This is a genomic window from Flaviaestuariibacter terrae (genome assembly GCF_054777635.1).
The window spans coordinates 1267178-1283132 of the sequence record NZ_BAAHAL010000006.1 but is presented as its reverse complement, the minus strand read 5'-3'; the positions used below and the strand labels follow the sequence as shown (position 1 = coordinate 1283132).

Here is a 15955-nt window from a genome sequence, read left to right as displayed (position 1 = left end):
CTTGCGCAGTTGCGTCAGCGTAGCAGGACAAAAGTCCCTTTCCGGAACACTTCCCGGTCACCTGGCTGACGGCGATACTGGGCATAATACGTAAACGTGTTAATGCCCTGGGCTTTGCCCTTAATTGTACCGTCCCAGGCTCCGTCGAGACGCGTTGTGGAAAACACCAGGTTCCCCCATCGGTTGTAGATATACAATCGATAGTAAGCAACGGTTACAGCCGCCGAATGCAAGGCTTTGAATTGGTCATTCCTGCCGTCCCCGTTTGGTGTGAATGCCGAAGGGAAATAAATGTCGTCGTTGCATTGCTCGGTCTGCACCGCTACCGTGTCTGAGGCGCTACCGCATTGGTTCCGAACTGTAACCCAATACTGGCCTGCTGTATTAATCCGGATTGTGGGTGTCGTGCTGCCGGTACTCCATACAAATGATGTGTAATTCGACCCCTGAAATCCAAGTTGGAGATTGTCTGAGCTGCAAATTTTCTGGTCGGCACCAAGGGTGACCGAAGGGGCAGAGGCGATAAGCACCACAATGGTATCTCGCACCGGGTTCAGGCAGCCACTGACCTGCACGGCCACCGAGTAAGTTCCAGCGGCGCTTACCAGGGTGCTGGCACTGGTACTTCCGTTGCTCCAGTTATATTGGGTAGCACCGGTTACTGCTCCCTGAAGCATCAGGGTATTCGTACCGCAAAGTGTGGTATCTGCGCCAAGATTCAACGAAGGCTTCGGAGTTACCGTGAGGGTGAGGGTTGTAGAATCCTTACAACCCGAGCTATTTGTCACCAGCACCTGGTAGTTGGTAGTGGTAACGGGGAACGCGCGGGGGGTGGCGCTGGAGCCATTCGTCAGTGTTGCCGATGGCGACCAGGCATAGCTTACGCCACCGGAAGCTGTGAGCTGCGTCGTGTCGCCAGTGCAGATTGAAGTTTGGGCTGCATTAGCCGTAGCGACAGCTGCGGGAAGGCGGGTAACGGTCCGTGTCGCCGAGTCTTTGCAACCCGAGGCATTGGTCACGATCACCTGGTAAGTCATAGTAACAGCCGGCGCGGCCTTCGGATTTGATATTGCAGCGGACGACAAACCGGTGGCAGGGGACCAGGAATAAGTGACGCCGCCTCCGGCATTTAGTTGTACCGAGTCGCCCGGACAAAAAGTAGCCGTAGCAGGAGAGAGGGACACTACCGGAGCTGGCTTTTTCGTGACGGTCAGGTTCACTGAATCCTTGCAGCCGGCGGCGGTTGCTACCAAAAGCTTGTAGGTTGTCGTTACGGCAGGTGAAGCCTTGGGGTTGGCAATGGAAGGATTCGACAGTCCTGCTGTAGGTGTCCAGGTATAGGTGCTTCCGCCCGATGCGGTCAGTTGGACCGAATCACCAGGGCAGAAGGCCGGGTTAGCCGGTGTCGTTGCGATGGTGGGAGCAGGGTTAAATGTCACTGTGGCGCTGCCGCTGTTGAACCCCGAACTACGTTCACACCCGGTTGCATCTTTTACAGACAAAAGTGTATACGTAGTAGTGCTAACGGCAGGAACGGCAATGCTGCCACTGTTTCCTGCGATAAGACGGGTGTAACTATTCGTTCCATCACTGATCGTAACCGTAAATGGAGCCGTGCCGGTTGTAGCGCTGAAGCTAATTGAACCAGTACCGCTGTTCACACAAAGGCTGGACCCACTGATTCCTCCCTGCGGCAGTACACTGCAACTGGCACAATTCGCTTGCGCCGGAGGAGCTACCGGGCTGCTGTAAAGTGCAAAAGCCTCGGCAGCATTGATTTCCCGGCTATACCAGCGAATGTCGTCCAGTTTGCCACGAAACCATGCCGGATCGCCTCCCCACCACATACCGAAGCGTAGGTCCGTCTGGCAGGTCGACTTGCCGGCGAAAGGAGCTGTACCGCTGCTTTTTAGCTGCCCATCGAGGTACACCTTTTCGGTGCCGTTGGCGAACGTAATCACGACATGGTACCAGCGTCCAGTGCAATAGTTCGCAGGAAACGCATCATAGTTATAATAATCATTCGGTGCGCCAAAGTCTGCGCATGTTTTCGTGCTGGAAACAAGAAATGTTTGCAGGTGTGAGCCCGAAGCTGCAGGCATCAGGTTGATTCCAAACTCGGAATTATTGGTGGGGCCAAAATCGCGTTTTCCGACAGGCACCTGAATCTGGTTGTTGCGATCGGTTGTGAACCAGAATGAAATGGAGAAACTTGTGGTAGAAAAGGCTCCGTTGTCGATAACTCGGAGGTAGTCGTCTATCCCATCAAACGAAATAGCGCTTCCGGCGTTACCAAACCTGTCCGCCGTAAATGCAGCCCCACCAAGGATTGTAGCATGGTGTGCGTTGCCGCTAATATCGTTGGCAGTTCCGGAAAAAGGGTAATTGGCCACAAGGCCGGCAGTAAGGTCTACCTGCGCCCTGACGGTACCGAAAAGCAGTGTTAGCAGAAGAATGGAAATAATCTTTCTCATAAAGTTACAGTTGGCGTTGTCCCGGACAGAGCGCTGTGCGCCCATTCGAAAGTGTAATAAATGTAATCAATTTCGGACCCATTCTGTTATTGCCGGAGCGAGAGAATGAGGTCCGCCAGGGTCTTGCCCGGCGAAGGGTCATATTTTGCCTCGGCATCGGTAAATGCCGTCCGGCCAAGGATTTCCCACTCAGGGCGACGTCCCCAAGCTCGCTCCAAAGCACGATCAATGGATAGGGAATTGGCACCCTCTGCCAGAAATCCGTTCGCACCGTCCCGAACCCATTCGGCATGACCTCCAACGTCTGTCATAACTACCGGACGCCCGCAGAGCATAGCTTCGACCATCGCCAGCGGTGTGCCCTCGAGGCGCGAAGGCATTACGAGTATATGGTTTGTGCGCCACAATGCCCGGATATCAGCTACCCTCCCGTGAAAGGTTACGCGATTCTGAAGCCCATAGAACTGGCAAAGCTTTTTTAAGTAGGCTTCGTCAATGCCTTCACCATAAAGGTTCAGGTGCCACGGGCGTTTCAACCACTTCGGTTGCCGGAGAACATCGAAAAGGAGGTCCTGCCCCTTGTGGTTGATCAATAGGTTTGCGACGGTAGCGAATTGAATCGGTTCTGACTCAGGCAGCGGCAACACACCAATTTCACGCAGATTAATGGGATTGCGCACAACCTGCGCATTGGGTATGGAGGCCGCCAGAAACCGCTCAAGCACGTGCAGGTTACGCTCCGAAACAAAAAGGTTTTTTTCGGCCCGGTTGTGCCCGCGCAGGATCAGTTCCGCCTCATAGTCGTCAAATGTGCGCAGGTATTCCCAGTTCACCTGGTTGATATTAACCAGGGGAATGCTTGACGCGGTAATGGCCTTCAGAAAATTCCGATCGTTCTTAAAAGAGTCGCATGCCCCCGTAAAGACGAGTACGTCAAGCGGAAGGGCGAAAAAGGCTTGATAAGGGTTGCGCACTCGTTCCGAAACAAAGTTCCAAAGCTTTCGTGGAGCCCGTTTCTTAAAAGGTAGGCCCGGTTTGATAAAACCTTTCCTGTAAATGATTTTGGCACCGGCATCACCTAGCTGAATCAAGCGTGGGGCCATCCGGTCATGGTGGAGAATCGATACAAAAACTTCATGCCCCTGCTGCAGCAGTTGCAGTGCAGCTTCGGCCCATAACTCTTCGCTCCCGCCCCAGGGCTCCCTGACTATGGAAACAAATCCTACTTTCATCGCTTCGTGTTTTTCAATACCAGTACGTTATTCAAATACAGGTTTCGGTTTCGGGGAAAGAGCTTGCTGAAAAGTAATGCTGCCACATTCATTGTACAATAAACGATTGCCCGCAATGCCCAGCGTAAGCCTGGTATTTTTCGAACACGGTATAGAAGGCCCTGGTCAAGCCAGATGATCCAAAGCTGGAAGATGGCCTCGATGAAATTGCCGGTTTTCTCGTAATGCACAATATCGAAACCATTGCGGCGAAACAGGTCCTGAATGGCAAAGGAGGTATACCGTGCAAAGTCTGCAGGCACCTCATGCTCCGGCATCGCGAAGGGGCAGGTCAGCAAAAGTTCCCCACCCGGCTTGAGCACCCTTGCTAGTTCAGGAATGATACTTTCAAGATTGAAAATGTGCTCGACCACTTCAGTTGTGAAAATGCCGTCGAAATAACTATCGGTAAAAGGCAGCGTCTTCCCGTCATACAAGAAATCCGCTTGCTCCTTCGAATAAGTTTCGCCCTCTCCCGCGTAGTCGACGCCTATATATTCCGCTACCGTGAAAAGCTTTTGGTAAGGCTTGATCCCGCAGCCAAAGTCGAGCAGGCGGCCTGAAAAGCGGGGCGCCTGCTTCTGTATCGCTTTCAAAAGCCGGTTGCGGATCAGGAACAGCGAATAATTGACGGAAGGGTCGAATTGAGGTAATAGCTTTATTTTTGGCGGCATTTAGGCGATATGAATCTGATCAACAAAGTAATAGAAAAACTAGGATACGTCCGAAAGGACGCAGCCCGGGAGCCAGACAAGGATATAGCTGCGGATCTGCAATTCATGTCTCACCTCCAGCGCTGTCAGCCTTTTACGATGACATCGCCTGAACGTTTGTTCACCTTAAGCACCGCGGTTCGCTACGTCGTCAAGAACCGGATTCAGGGCGATTTTGTGGAATGCGGCGTGTGGCGCGGTGGCAGTTCCATGATGATGGCGATTGAGCTTCTTGCCGCCGGCGAATTACGCGACCTGTATTTATACGATACCTACGAGGGAATGTCCGAACCCGGGGCGGAAGACGTCGACTTGAATCAAAATAGTGCCGACAAACTGCTCCAACGTTCACAAAAAACAAATGAAAGCATTATCTGGGCTTATGCCACTCTGGAAGATGTTCGCCAAAATCTTTCCCGGACTGGTTACCCGGCTGCGAACACCCATTATGTGCAGGGGAAAGTAGAGGACAGCATTCCGGCAACACTTCCCCGGACAATCGCCTTGCTGCGTCTGGATACGGATTGGTACGAGTCGACCCGCCACGAACTCCTTCATTTATATCCTCTGGTTGCGCCTGGGGGCGTGGTTATCATCGATGACTACGGACACTGGCAGGGTGCCCGTAAAGCAGTTGACGAATACTTCGCACAGCACAACCTTTTCCCGCTGTTACATCGGATTGACTACACCGGTCGGGTATTTATCAAATCCTAGTACCAAAGCCTTGCGTGAAGTGCCCGCAAATGTTGGAGGGTAGAGGAGGAAACGGTACGCCGGCGTTCGTGCCCCATCATTTCGAAAATCGTCTTCCAACCCTTGAAATATCCTCCCAGCTTGCCTCCGGATTTCAGTAGATACTCAAAAGACCAAAGCACTGCCGTACTCCAGAAAAATCGTAAAGGCAGGTAGCGCCACGCAACCTTTGATTTATTAACCCACATCATCCGTAGTTTCTCGGCTTTAGGCTTCCGGCCAAGCGGCGATTCCTTATGCAACATCACTATGGCGTCGGTGTAGACGATCGAAAAGCCGGCATCGAGCAGGCGGTAGCTCAGGTCGTATTCTTCCATACCGTAGAAGAAATCTTCCGGATAGTCGCCAACCTTGTCGAGTGCCGACCGCCGTACAGCATGTGCGCCACCGGCGTAGAAATAGGTCTCGAAAAACGATTTGTTTTTGTAGCGTTCAAACTGCTTATGGGGAAGCGTGTTCCGCTGTAGCTGTCTGCTCTCGTAGTACAGCACTTTGAACGAAACGATCGCTTTGGGTCGGCCTGTTTGTTCAAGCTCGAATTCCTCCAGCAGCCGGTATAGGCAATCGCTGTTGCCCATTTCGGCGTCGTCATCAATCATCACAAGTATCGGAGCTGTGGCAAAGCGCAACGCATAATTGCGTCCACGGGCCACCCCCAGGTTCGCGGGGGCGTCCTCGTAGCGAATAGCTACCGGATGTGGCGTCCGGCAATAGTCCTGCACATCTTTGTAATCACTTGTTGATGCATTGTTGACCAGTACGATCTCCTGTACAAGCGTGTCTGCACCGTCTAAGGTCATGATGTTTTGCAACAGGGCCATCGTATCATCCGGACGATTATACGTAATAATGATAAAACTGATTGGCTTCACGCTCTGAATGCGTTTTGTTGATGGAGAAGACGCCGATAGGCCTCATTGAATGCGCTCATAGAAAAGTTTGCTTCAGCATAGGTTCGGTTGCTTCTAGCCATTTGCTGGCAAAGTTCCGTATGTTTTAGCAACTTCCCAATGGCGGCAACGGCTTCTTCAATAATTTGATTTTCGTCGTCTATGGTCGAAAAAAGATATCCATTGACATCATTCGTAATATGCAATGGAAGATCGCCAACAGGAGTAGCCAGGATCGCGCAGCCATTCGCCATGGCCTCAATGACTACGAGAGGAAACCCCTCGGTACTCGAAGTCAGCAGTAAAACCTGGCTTTCAAAAAATAAATTGTGGATCCGGGCGGGGTCGGTTAGCGAACCCAGGCATTCTACCAAAGCATTTGCTTTCGGTCCTGCTTCGTCGGGAGAAACACCAATCGCGCGAAATCGTACCGGCCACTCTTTTGCCTTTACTTCGGCAGCTACGCGAACAAAAAGTGGGAAGCGTTTTTCAGGGCTATGCCGGCCATTGAAGAGAACTGTAAAGCGCTCTTCTGGCTTAACAGTGATATCCCTTTCCGGGAATGGTACCGCGTTCGGAATATAGAGAAGACGCTCAATCAGGTTTTGGGGTACATGAAGTTTGTGGTATAGGGCCCGGTGTGCCTCCAGTTTTACTTTGCTTATCTGTATACTTTGCGCGTAAAACGGGGCATAGGGCACCCGGATGCGGGAAAAGCTGTTCAGCGAGTGTACCAGGTCAAGCTGCCGGATTTGACGGCGCAGCCAGGGCGAAAGCTTGTAGGCAAAATTCGAATGGCCGTTAAATAGTACCGGTGTTTGTGCCATCCTGTTGATCTGGGCCGCGACAAAGCCACGAAAGAAGAAATTGATCGGGTACAGCCATTTCGTGCCGGTGTAGCGGCTCAGATCGAGAATCCGACTACCGCTTTCGTTAAATGCGCTGCGAAAGCGCTCGTTTACAGACTTGCGGGTAAATATGATCAGGCAATCCGGTCCGCCGGTAGCCGCGGCAATTTGGGCATGGATCTTTTCCGCGCCGCCGGTGTGGTAAAACGGGAAGAAGTATATGATGCGGTAGGTTCGTTTCCACGGAACACATTGCGCTGCCAGCCAGCCGAGCGCCACCAGTGGCGACATCAGCAGGCTCTCCAGTCGGCGTTTCCAAATCAATAGAGAAAACATCAGCGTCGCTTCAGCTTTTGCCTGACTTCCTTCCCCATTGCCAGTAAATAATCGATAAACATGCGCCGCTGAATCCGCCGATCAAACGAATTAAGTGACCTCTTCGTTCTGATTCGCTGGAGGTACATCTTTTTTGTCTCGTAGTTGATAAAAAAAGGATTGTTGCGTCGTAAATATTTGCTCGTGGCCGACTGCCGATGTACACGGTACTGGAGCAAGGGCAGCTCTATTTTCCCAAACTCGAAGCCATCGCTGAGCAATTCCAGCCAAAGGCCATAATCTTCAACAGCAAAGCCTTTTTTCTGCTGGCCGGCATCGTAACCATACTGCCGCACAATATCGCCGCGCATCATAACAGAAGAATGCGCTATGCAATTTTCCAGCACCATGTGTTCCCTAATTTCTACTGGTGACCGAACTGCCCGGTCTACCTTCCATACGCCGGCAGGTGTTCCGCTTTCGTCAATCATATTGATGAAGGCTGCTACGACGGCACTTTCCGGATGTGCATCCAGCCACGCGACTTCTCTGGAAAAGCGCTCGGGGTAGGACACGTCGTCGGCATGCATAATCGCGATATAATCGCCTACGGCTATACGCAAACCATCGTTGGTAGCCGCTACCACGCCACCGTTTTGGCTGCGATAGTAAGGCCTTATGCGTTCATCGTTGTAGCTGGAAATAATGGAACGGGACGCATCCGTGCTGCAATCCTCAACGAGGATGAGCTCCCAATCGGTGAACGTTTGCTGTACAATGCTGTCGATCGCTTCCCGAAGGAAAGCAGCGGCGTTGTACACAGGCATAATAACACTTACACGGGGCATATTGGGACTGGCAGCGTTGCCGACTTGCAAAAATACGGTTTCAGTACCGCTTTACCGTTAGAGATGCCGTAAAGTCTCTAGTAAGCGTCTTACGATATTCGGCCAACTGTAATACGCAAAAAACGCATCCGGTGCCGGGCCTTTCCTCTCCGGGGTTAATAAGAGCCGCAGCAATCCATCCCAATCCCCGTTCGGCACAGTACGTAACGCATTTCCGCAAACCTGGCGATCTATGCCCTGCGCGCCGAATGTGAAACAGAGAACCTGGCAACCTTGCGCCAGCGCATCGATCACCTTCGTCTGTACACCGCCGCCTTCGAGTACAGGGTTGAGAAAGAGGTCGGCCGCAGCAAAATAGGGCTCAATGTCGGGCACCTCGCCGCAGCGGATGATGTTCGGATGCTGTAACGTGTCGAGCTCCCGGAATCCGGCGCTCCGGTTGCGCCCGCATACGAGGATCCGGTACGGCCGTCCCGTGGCATCGAGCCGCGGCGCTACTTCCTCGTACAGGGCCCGGACAGCCGCTGCGTTGGGCGCATAGTCGAGCGTGCCGGCGAACAAATAGAGCTGCGCGTCATGAGGGATGCTCCACTGCTCCCGTATATCTACGGATAAAGGCTCCGGCGACTTCGGATCGATACCGTAGGGCACAAGAAAGGTTTTTTCTTCGGGGATCCCGAAAACATCGCGGGCATGCCGGAGGTCGGCTTCGGTTTTAAACAGCACGAGGTCGGCCTGGCGGCAGGCCCAGCGCTCGTAGGCCTTCAGGAGGCGCCAGCCGGGGTGACCCAGTGCGCGGAAACGACGGTATTCGATGTTGTGCTCGTGGAGCACCAGCTTCGCTCCATAGCGGCGGCAGGCCCGCAGCGCGCCAAGGGCATGGTAGGGATATTCGAGCAGGAGGTGCGTGGGTTGCTCGGCGCGCACCGTGCGGCGGATAAGCCGCCACACCCAGGGCCGCGCCACAGAGCGTTTCCCGGGGGGCAGCAGGGGCAGCAACCGGTAGGGCAGCGGCCCGTCGGGCTCGTTGTCCGAGGAGCAGAGGCAAACCAGCTCGGCTTGCTCCGCCAGGTAGCGGTTGAACTGCGCCGTCCCTTTCTGGCCGCCGAAGCGCGCCGGCAAAACCTTGAACCATACGAGGCTCAGGATCTTCATGCGGGCTCGCTTTCGCGGTGGCGCGACCGCCATTCGAGAAAGACGCCGGCCAGCAGCAGCAGGGCGAGCAGCACCTGGCAAATGGTCGTGATCGTATAGCCGCGGTAAAAGCCCTGCGGCTCAAAGCGGAACTCGATCCTGTGCGCACCTGCGGGCAGCTGCAGACCGCGAAGCGCGTAGTCGACCTTGGCGATCGGCGTTTCCTTGCCGTCAACAAAGGCCTTCCAGCCCGCCTTATAGTAGATCTCGCTGAACACGGCAAACTGTGCCGACGGCGAATTGCTGTTGTAGGTGATGACGTCGTTGTCGTTCTTTTCCAGCACGATGCTGCCTTCGCCGCTGAATTGGGTCGGCGCACTCGGCACCTGGAATTCGGCGCGCGCAAAGGCCGTGTCGCGCGGGTTGAAGTGATCGAGCGAGCTCATTTCCGTCTTCGCGTCTTTTACAAATACGAGGTTTTTGACAAACCAGGCAGGACCCAGAGCGCCGGGGTTCTGTTGCATGCCGGTCGTGTTGCCGCCCTGGTCTTTCTGGATCAGGTACTTTACATTGAGCATGTTCACGACGGCCATGTTGCCTTTGGCCAGCTGGTTCTCAATAAGATCCTGGTAGATCCGCAGCTTCACGGCATGGTAGCCGCCCACGGAGTTGTAGTGGTACGAGGTGTGCGCATCGGCGAAGGCATTGCCCGATACATCGAACACACGGTAGTAGCTTTTGTCGGCGAGGATCTGCCGGTCGGTGTCGGTAGTGCTGAAAACTACTTCACCCGACGAGTCTTCCATGAACGAATCGCTGTTGATGTAGTTGCTGTCGATGGGAAGAAGATCGATAAGCGACAGGAGGGCGAAGCCCGCGAATACAAACGCCGGTTTCAGGATCCGCTTCAGCAGCATCCATACCAGCGCCGCCGCGGCAATGCCGAAACCGAGGGCACGGAAGATATCGCCCATGAAAAGCGACTGGCGGTCGGACTTCAGCGCGTCGAAATATTGCCGCATGCCTTCCGCCTGCTGCGGGTTGCTGAGTCCAGCCTTGAGTGCGTCGTGCTCCTGAAGGCTCATGTAGTCGAGCATCGCATACATCACGAAAAAGAACAGGAACAGGACACCGATACCGATGAGGCCCTGCTTCAGGCGCGGCCGGAGCACGGCGAAGTCGGTCGAGGCCAGCTTGTCGAGCGTGAGCACGGCCATGAAGGGAAAGAGCAGCTGCGGGATCACGAGGATCATCGACGGCGCGCGGAACTTGTTGTACATCGGCAGGTGGTCGTACAGGAACGTGTTAAAGCCCATGAAGTTCGAGCCCCAGGACATCAGGATGGCCAGTACGGTAGCTGCCAGCACCCACCAGCGGTGCTTGTCGTCGAGGATGAAAAAGCCCAGAAGGGCTAACAGGCATACCACGATGCCGATGTAGGGCGGGCCCGAGGTGAGGCTTAAGTTGCCCCAGTAATAACTGACGCCCTGCGCCGACTGCCCGTGCTCGCTGAGAAATTGCGCGGTCTTGGATTTGTCGTCCTCAACCACCGGTCGCACCGCCGGGTTGTTGCTCGGCGAATGAGCGCCGTAGGCATGCGGCAGGAACATCGTGACCGGTTCGCCGAGCCCGAAGCTGTAGGAAAACGCGTATTCCTTGTCGAGGCCATCCTTCGCATCGCCCTGCTTCGTGCCGGTAATCTCGGAGGCGCCGCCGCGGATCGTTTCTTTTTGGTATTCGTAGGTCGAAAGGATCGTCACCGCGTTCACGAGCAGCCCGATAGCGCCGGCCACGAGCGTCAGGCCGAGGGCCTTGAACAGGTGGATGTATTGCTTTTCGCGCAGCCAGCGGACGATGAAAAAGACGCCCATGATCCCGAGGGTCAGGAACAGGTAGTAATCGATCTGCGGGTGGTTCATCGCCACCAGCACCGAGGTGAAGAGCGCCGTAAGCCCCGCGCCCAGCCAGTAGCGGCGGTTGAAGATGAGGAGGATGCTCCCGAGCAGCGCCGGCATGTAGGCGATGGACCACATCTTGGTGTCGTGGCCCACGCTGATGATCACGGGGTTGTAGGTGGCATACGCAAACGACAGCGATCCGAAGATCCCGATCCAGGGGTTGATGCGCAGGCAGAGGCAGAGAATATAAAAGCAGATACAGGCCAGGAAGAAGAACTGGATGGGAGCGGGGAGGTGCAGCGTAAGAATGTCGTGCACCAGCCAGGGTACGATATTGTTGCCCGGCGACCCGACCTGGAACGCAGGCATGCCGCTGAACATGCTGTTGGTCCACAGCGGGTACTTGCCGTGCGTTTCCTTATAGAGCTCACTTTGATGGATCCCTCCCTTCCACTGGATGATGTCGTGCTGGCTCAGCACCATTCCCTGCAGGGCGGGCTTGCAATAAAGAACCGCCACGAGCAGGAAAACCACGACAGCGACCAGGTGGGGAAGGAGTTTGACAAGGAGCCCTTTCTTCATAGTTATCATTTAAAATCTGGGCAAATTAAGATTATTTTACAGCAAATACCGGTATGCGCTTTTCGCTTTTTTTGAGCCGTGTGGCTTTTATCTGCAACCTCTTTTTTCTCCTCGTGCTGCTGTTGCAGATGGGTGTGCCGGCGCGCTCGCAGGCGCTTGTATCGACCATCCTGATTGCCGGCTACCTGCTCGTGCTGCTGTTCAACCCGGTTGCCAACCTCGTAAACGGCGTGCTCCTCCTGCGCCGCCGCCTGCGGGCCGCGATGCCCGTCTGGCTTGCCGTCGCCAACTTTATCTTCCTCCTGTTACAAGTACAATACATACTTTTTATCAATGGTAAATACCCTGCTTAACCACCGCCCCACGAAGCTGCTGCTCGGCATGTCGGCTTTTTTCGTGGCCAACGCGCTCATCGCCGAGATCATCGGCGGAAAGATCTTCTCGCTCGAGGATGTGTTCGGCCTGCCGCAGGCCAATATCAGCTTCCTGGGGCAAAAAGGACTTTCGTACAGCCTTACCTGTGGCGTGCTTCTCTGGCCGCTCGAGTTCATCATGACCGATATCGTCAACGAGTATTACGGGCCGAAGGTGGTACGGCGCATCAGCTACACCGCCATCGCGCTTATCCTCTATGCGTTCCTGATGTTCTATATCAGCATGCGCGCACCGGGCGCCGCCTGGTGGATCGGCTCCAAGGCCGACCAGGGCGTGCCCGATATGCAGAAGGCCTATACCGGCATCTTCGGCCAGGGCATGTGGATCATCTTCGGCTCCGTCGTGGCCTTCGGCGTCAGCCAGCTGATCGACGTCTACGTGTTCCACCGCATCAAGCGCTATACCGGCGAAAAGCGGGTGTGGCTCCGCGCCACCGGCTCCACGCTCATCTCGCAGCTGATCGATTCCTTCATCGTGCTGATCATTGCCTTCAAATTCGGGAACAACTGGTCCTGGGCGCAGGTCATCGCCATCGCCCTGCTCAACTACTCCTACAAGCTGACGGTCGCCGTGCTGCTCACGCCCCTGATCTACCTCGCCGAGCGACGCATCGAGCGCTACCTGGGCACCGAAACGACGCAGCGGATGAAGGCCGCGGCCATGGGGCAGGACGAGGCTCCGACACCGGTTCCCACAGCTGGTTAATCTGCTAATGCGTTAGTCTGCTAGTCTGCTAATAAGGTGTCTGCTAATGAAGTAGTCTGCTAGTCTGCTAATTAGGGAAGTCCATTTTACTAAGAAAGCGTGCCGCAGGCACGCTTTCTTCTATTTGCAGACTAGCAGATTAGCAGACTAGCAGATTAGCCCCTTCCTTTTGAACAGTTGCGCAGCCACCTTGTCTATGGGCAGCGAAACGCTGTCTTCGGAAAATTCGTCCCAGGGAATAAAGCGGAAGGATTCGCACTCTTGCTGCGCGGCGTAGCGCGCAAGCTGAGTTTCGTCGAAGTCGAATGGCTCGGTGCTGATGCGAACGGCGATGGGCTCGAGTGCGCGCACGCGGTAATAAACGGATACGATCTGGTGCGCCGGGTTGAAGGCCGACTGCTGGTAGAAATCGGTGGTATACAGGTGCTCGCCCACTTCCACCCGGAGGGCCATTTCCTCCTGGAACTCCCGGACGAGGCAGTCGCGGGTGCCCTCGCCGAATTCAAGCCCGCCACCCGGGAGCTTCGTGATCCGCATCCCGCGGATCCATTCGTCGGTCACCAGCACCTCGTTGCGCTCGTTGACCAGGAAACCGTAGACGCGGATGTTGAATAAAGCCATGGGAGAAGATGTGGGATGTAGGATGTAGGATGTCGGATGTAGAGCGGCTGAGGTCGGATTCTGGGCTACTGCCAACCTCCGAGATCCGCGATCCGAGATCAGAGATCAGAGATCAATCTCTATGTTGCCTTCAAACACCCGCTCGGCGGGGCCGATGAGCCAGATGTCGGTAAAGTGGTTTCCGTTCTTGTCGTACTCCACGGCGAGCTGGCCGCCCTTGGTGCGTACCTCCACGCGGTTGAAGCCGTTTTCGTTGTGGGCGCATACAAGTGCCGCCGCCGTAACGCCGGTGCCGCAGGAGAGTGTTTCGTCCTCGACGCCGCGCTCGTAGGTTCGCACGATGATCTCGTCGGCCTCGTTGGTCTGCTCCACGAAATTGACGTTGATGCCTTCCTTCTCGTAGGGCGCGCTGTAGCGGATCTCGCGGCCGATGCGGACCATGTCTTTGTGCATCACATCGGTGCTGAGGTGCACGAGGTGCGGTGAGCCCGTGTTGAGCACGAAGTTGTTGCCGTCGTGCTCGATATGGGTCACATCCACCATCTTAAGCGCCACGAGCCCGTCGAGCCCGATGGAGGCCTCGTGCGGCCCGTCGACGGCGAGGAAGCGGTAATCGGTTTGCACAATACCCAGGTCGGCGGCAAACTGTACAAGGCAGCGCCCGCCGTTGCCGCACATCGAGCTCTCCCGGCCGTCGGCATTGAAATACTTCATCTCGAAGTCGTAGCCATCGGCCATGTTGAGCAGCATGAGGCCGTCGCCACCGATGCCGAAGCGGCGGTCGCAAAGCCGGCGGATCTGCGCGGTGCCAAGGGCGTCGTACGCGCCGTCGCGGTTGTCGAAAAGCACAAAGTCGTTGCCCGTGCCCTGGTATTTGTAGAACGTGTGTTTCATGTGTAGAGTGGAAAGAGAAGGAACGCAGATCCCGCAAGCGGGATACGCAGATCTATTAAGATTGGTTATGATTTGCTGACGCACGCAAACGGAAATCCGCGTCAATCATAACAATCATAAAAGATCTGCGTTCTTTCTCTTTATCCCGGCAAGTTACTGAGAATCCCGAGGCTGTTTTCGATGAGCCGCTCCACGAGCGCGCCGCCGTCTTTGGAGAATTCCTTCGCCACGCGGTTGGCCACGATGGCGCTGAGCGAGAGGCACTGGTGCCCGAGCAGGCGGCCCAGTCCGTAGATAGCCGAGGTTTCCATTTCGAAGTTGGAGATGAAATGGTTGCCGAAGCGGAACTCGGTAAGGCGGTCGATCAGCGCGGGGTTGCGGATGCCGAGGCGGAGTACGCGGCCCTGCGGACCGTAGAAACCCGGGCAGGTGACCGTGATGCCGGCATGCCAGCCCTCGCCGGCGAAGTGCTTCAGCAGGGAAGGAGCGGCGCTGCTGATATACGGGTTCGTGATGTTGCTGCTGAGACCCGTGTGGGTGATGAACGATTGGAGCATCTCGTTCTCTTCGGGGTTCTGCTCGAGGCGGTAGTAATTGAGCAGGTTGTCGAGGCCGAGGCCATGGGTGGAGGCCACGAACGTATCGACCGGGATATGCTTCTGGAGCGATCCCGATGTACCCATCCGCACGATGCTGAGCGATTTGAGCTGCGGGTTGATCGTGCGTGTGGCAAAATCGATGTTGACAAGGGCGTCGAGCTCGTTGAATACGATGTCGATATTGTCGGGGCCAATGCCGGTGCTCACGACCGAAAGGCGCTTGCTGCCGATGTAGCCGGTGTGGGTCACAAACTCGCGGTGCTCGCTTTTGTGCTCGATTCGGTCGAAGTGCTTGCTGACCTCTTTTACGCGGAAGGGGTCGCCTACGGTGATGATGGTATCGGCGATTTCCTCGGGGCGTACATCGAGGTGGTAAATGGCCCCGCGGGCATTGATAATGAGTTCGGATTCGGCAATCGGCTGCATGGACGGTCCTTTTTTAAAAAATTGATTCTGTAGGTATTAATTGCGTAAAAATATCTATTTTCGCGGCCTGCCCAACGGTAATCTTTACCGCTGAATCCGGTACCATGGCCGAGTGGCTAGGCTCAGCTCTGCAAAAGCTGCTACAGCAGTTCGAATCTGCTTGGTACCTCAAACCTGAAATCCCGCCCGCGGGATTTTTTGCTGTCTATGCTTACACCGGAAGAAAAGGCCTTTATTGACTATTGGGCGGTGCAGCGCAACCGCCGCAAGTCGGTCGCATCGCGGCTCTCCTCGGGCTTGCCCCTCAGCGTGCTGATCGTGGCGGTGCTGTTCGTCAGCATCTTCACCGGCTGGTACGAGCGTGCCACCGCCGTCATCCGCACCCATTCATCGGTCATCCTCGTCGTCATCCTTGCAGCCGTCGGCATCGTCATTTTTATGAGCTACTTCTCGGCCCAGCACGAGTGGGACCAGAATGAAGAACGCTACCAGACGCTGCTGCACCGCGAGAACCAAAATGCAGCGCCCTGAAACAAAATCTTGTCC

At 55.3% G+C, this 15955-nt stretch carries 15 protein-coding genes and 1 tRNA gene; 5 read left to right on the top strand and 11 right to left on the bottom strand.

Annotated features, from left to right (window positions below; translation table 11 throughout):
- Positions 1-14: 14 nt before the first annotated feature.
- The 3 genes from ACYU7Z_RS06315 to ACYU7Z_RS06305 all read right to left on the bottom strand — a co-directional run bounded on the left by ACYU7Z_RS06315 (position 15) and on the right by ACYU7Z_RS06305 (position 4419).
- Positions 15-2474 carry a LamG-like jellyroll fold domain-containing protein gene (locus tag ACYU7Z_RS06315; protein ID WP_460568510.1) on the bottom strand — a complete coding sequence of 820 codons (2460 nt, stop codon included), beginning with the start codon at positions 2472-2474 and terminating at the stop codon, positions 15-17.
- An 86-nt stretch (positions 2475-2560) separates the two neighbouring features.
- Positions 2561-3706: a glycosyltransferase family 4 protein gene (locus ACYU7Z_RS06310; RefSeq protein WP_460568508.1), complete on the bottom strand. Its 1146-nt coding sequence runs from the start codon at positions 3704-3706 to the stop codon at positions 2561-2563.
- Complete coding sequence (locus ACYU7Z_RS06305) at positions 3703-4419, bottom strand: class I SAM-dependent methyltransferase (RefSeq protein ID WP_460568506.1); 717 nt, start codon at positions 4417-4419, stop codon at positions 3703-3705. The genes ACYU7Z_RS06310 and ACYU7Z_RS06305 overlap by 4 nt, the downstream gene beginning before the upstream one ends.
- Positions 4420-4428: 9 nt before the next feature.
- On the opposite strand from ACYU7Z_RS06305, the gene ACYU7Z_RS06300 reads away from it, so the two are divergent.
- Positions 4429-5175, top strand: a complete 747-nt coding sequence (locus ACYU7Z_RS06300) for a class I SAM-dependent methyltransferase (RefSeq protein ID WP_460568504.1) — start codon at positions 4429-4431, stop codon at positions 5173-5175.
- Here the strand turns inward: ACYU7Z_RS06300 and ACYU7Z_RS06295 are convergent.
- From ACYU7Z_RS06295 to ACYU7Z_RS06275, 5 genes are read right to left on the bottom strand one after another with little or no spacing between them, the layout of a single operon-like run.
- Positions 5172-6086 carry a glycosyltransferase family 2 protein gene (locus ACYU7Z_RS06295; protein WP_460568502.1) on the bottom strand — a complete coding sequence of 305 codons (915 nt, stop codon included), beginning with the start codon at positions 6084-6086 and terminating at the stop codon, positions 5172-5174. The genes ACYU7Z_RS06300 and ACYU7Z_RS06295 overlap by 4 nt on opposite strands.
- The gene (locus ACYU7Z_RS06290) at positions 6083-7288 is read right to left on the bottom strand and encodes a glycosyltransferase family 4 protein (protein ID WP_460568500.1); all 1206 of its coding nucleotides are present in this window, start codon (positions 7286-7288) and stop codon (positions 6083-6085) included. Before ACYU7Z_RS06290 ends, ACYU7Z_RS06295 begins: the two co-directional genes overlap by 4 nt.
- The gene (locus ACYU7Z_RS06285) at positions 7288-8115 is read right to left on the bottom strand and encodes a glycosyltransferase family 2 protein (protein WP_460569146.1); all 828 of its coding nucleotides are present in this window, start codon (positions 8113-8115) and stop codon (positions 7288-7290) included. Before ACYU7Z_RS06285 ends, ACYU7Z_RS06290 begins: the two co-directional genes overlap by 1 nt.
- A gap of 57 nt (positions 8116-8172) precedes the next feature.
- Positions 8173-9270: a glycosyltransferase family 4 protein gene (locus tag ACYU7Z_RS06280; RefSeq protein ID WP_460568498.1), complete on the bottom strand. Its 1098-nt coding sequence runs from the start codon at positions 9268-9270 to the stop codon at positions 8173-8175.
- Positions 9267-11729, bottom strand: a complete 2463-nt coding sequence (locus ACYU7Z_RS06275) for a YfhO family protein (protein WP_460568496.1) — start codon at positions 11727-11729, stop codon at positions 9267-9269. Before ACYU7Z_RS06275 ends, ACYU7Z_RS06280 begins: the two co-directional genes overlap by 4 nt.
- 53 nt (positions 11730-11782) lie before the next feature.
- Here ACYU7Z_RS06275 and ACYU7Z_RS06270 point away from each other — a divergent pair, with 53 nt between their 5' ends.
- Together ACYU7Z_RS06270 and ACYU7Z_RS06265 are read left to right on the top strand one after the other, a co-directional pair.
- A complete protein-coding gene (locus ACYU7Z_RS06270; protein ID WP_460568494.1) occupies positions 11783-12082 on the top strand; it encodes a hypothetical protein in 300 nt (99 codons plus the stop codon).
- Positions 12063-12869 carry a VUT family protein gene (locus ACYU7Z_RS06265; protein ID WP_460568492.1) on the top strand — a complete coding sequence of 269 codons (807 nt, stop codon included), beginning with the start codon at positions 12063-12065 and terminating at the stop codon, positions 12867-12869. Before ACYU7Z_RS06270 ends, ACYU7Z_RS06265 begins: the two co-directional genes overlap by 20 nt.
- A 147-nt stretch (positions 12870-13016) precedes the next feature.
- Here the strand turns inward: ACYU7Z_RS06265 and ACYU7Z_RS06260 are convergent, their stop codons facing one another.
- The 3 genes from ACYU7Z_RS06260 to ACYU7Z_RS06250 all read right to left on the bottom strand — a co-directional run bounded on the left by ACYU7Z_RS06260 (position 13017) and on the right by ACYU7Z_RS06250 (position 15409).
- Positions 13017-13490: an NUDIX hydrolase gene (locus tag ACYU7Z_RS06260; RefSeq protein ID WP_460568490.1), complete on the bottom strand. Its 474-nt coding sequence runs from the start codon at positions 13488-13490 to the stop codon at positions 13017-13019.
- A 105-nt stretch (positions 13491-13595) separates the two neighbouring features.
- Positions 13596-14384 (bottom strand): diaminopimelate epimerase, encoded by a 789-nt coding sequence (dapF, locus tag ACYU7Z_RS06255; protein ID WP_460568488.1) that lies wholly within the window; start codon positions 14382-14384, stop codon positions 13596-13598.
- Positions 14385-14524: 140 nt separating this feature from the next.
- A complete protein-coding gene (locus ACYU7Z_RS06250) occupies positions 14525-15409 on the bottom strand; it encodes a nucleoside phosphorylase (RefSeq protein WP_460568486.1) in 885 nt (294 codons plus the stop codon).
- 98 nt (positions 15410-15507) lie between these two features.
- Here ACYU7Z_RS06250 and ACYU7Z_RS06245 point away from each other — a divergent pair.
- Positions 15508-15578 (top strand) — tRNA-Cys (locus ACYU7Z_RS06245).
- Positions 15579-15616: 38 nt separating this feature from the next.
- Entirely contained in the window at positions 15617-15940 is a 324-nt protein-coding gene (locus tag ACYU7Z_RS06240) for a hypothetical protein (RefSeq protein WP_460568484.1), read from the top strand.
- Positions 15941-15955: the final 15 nt, after the last annotated feature.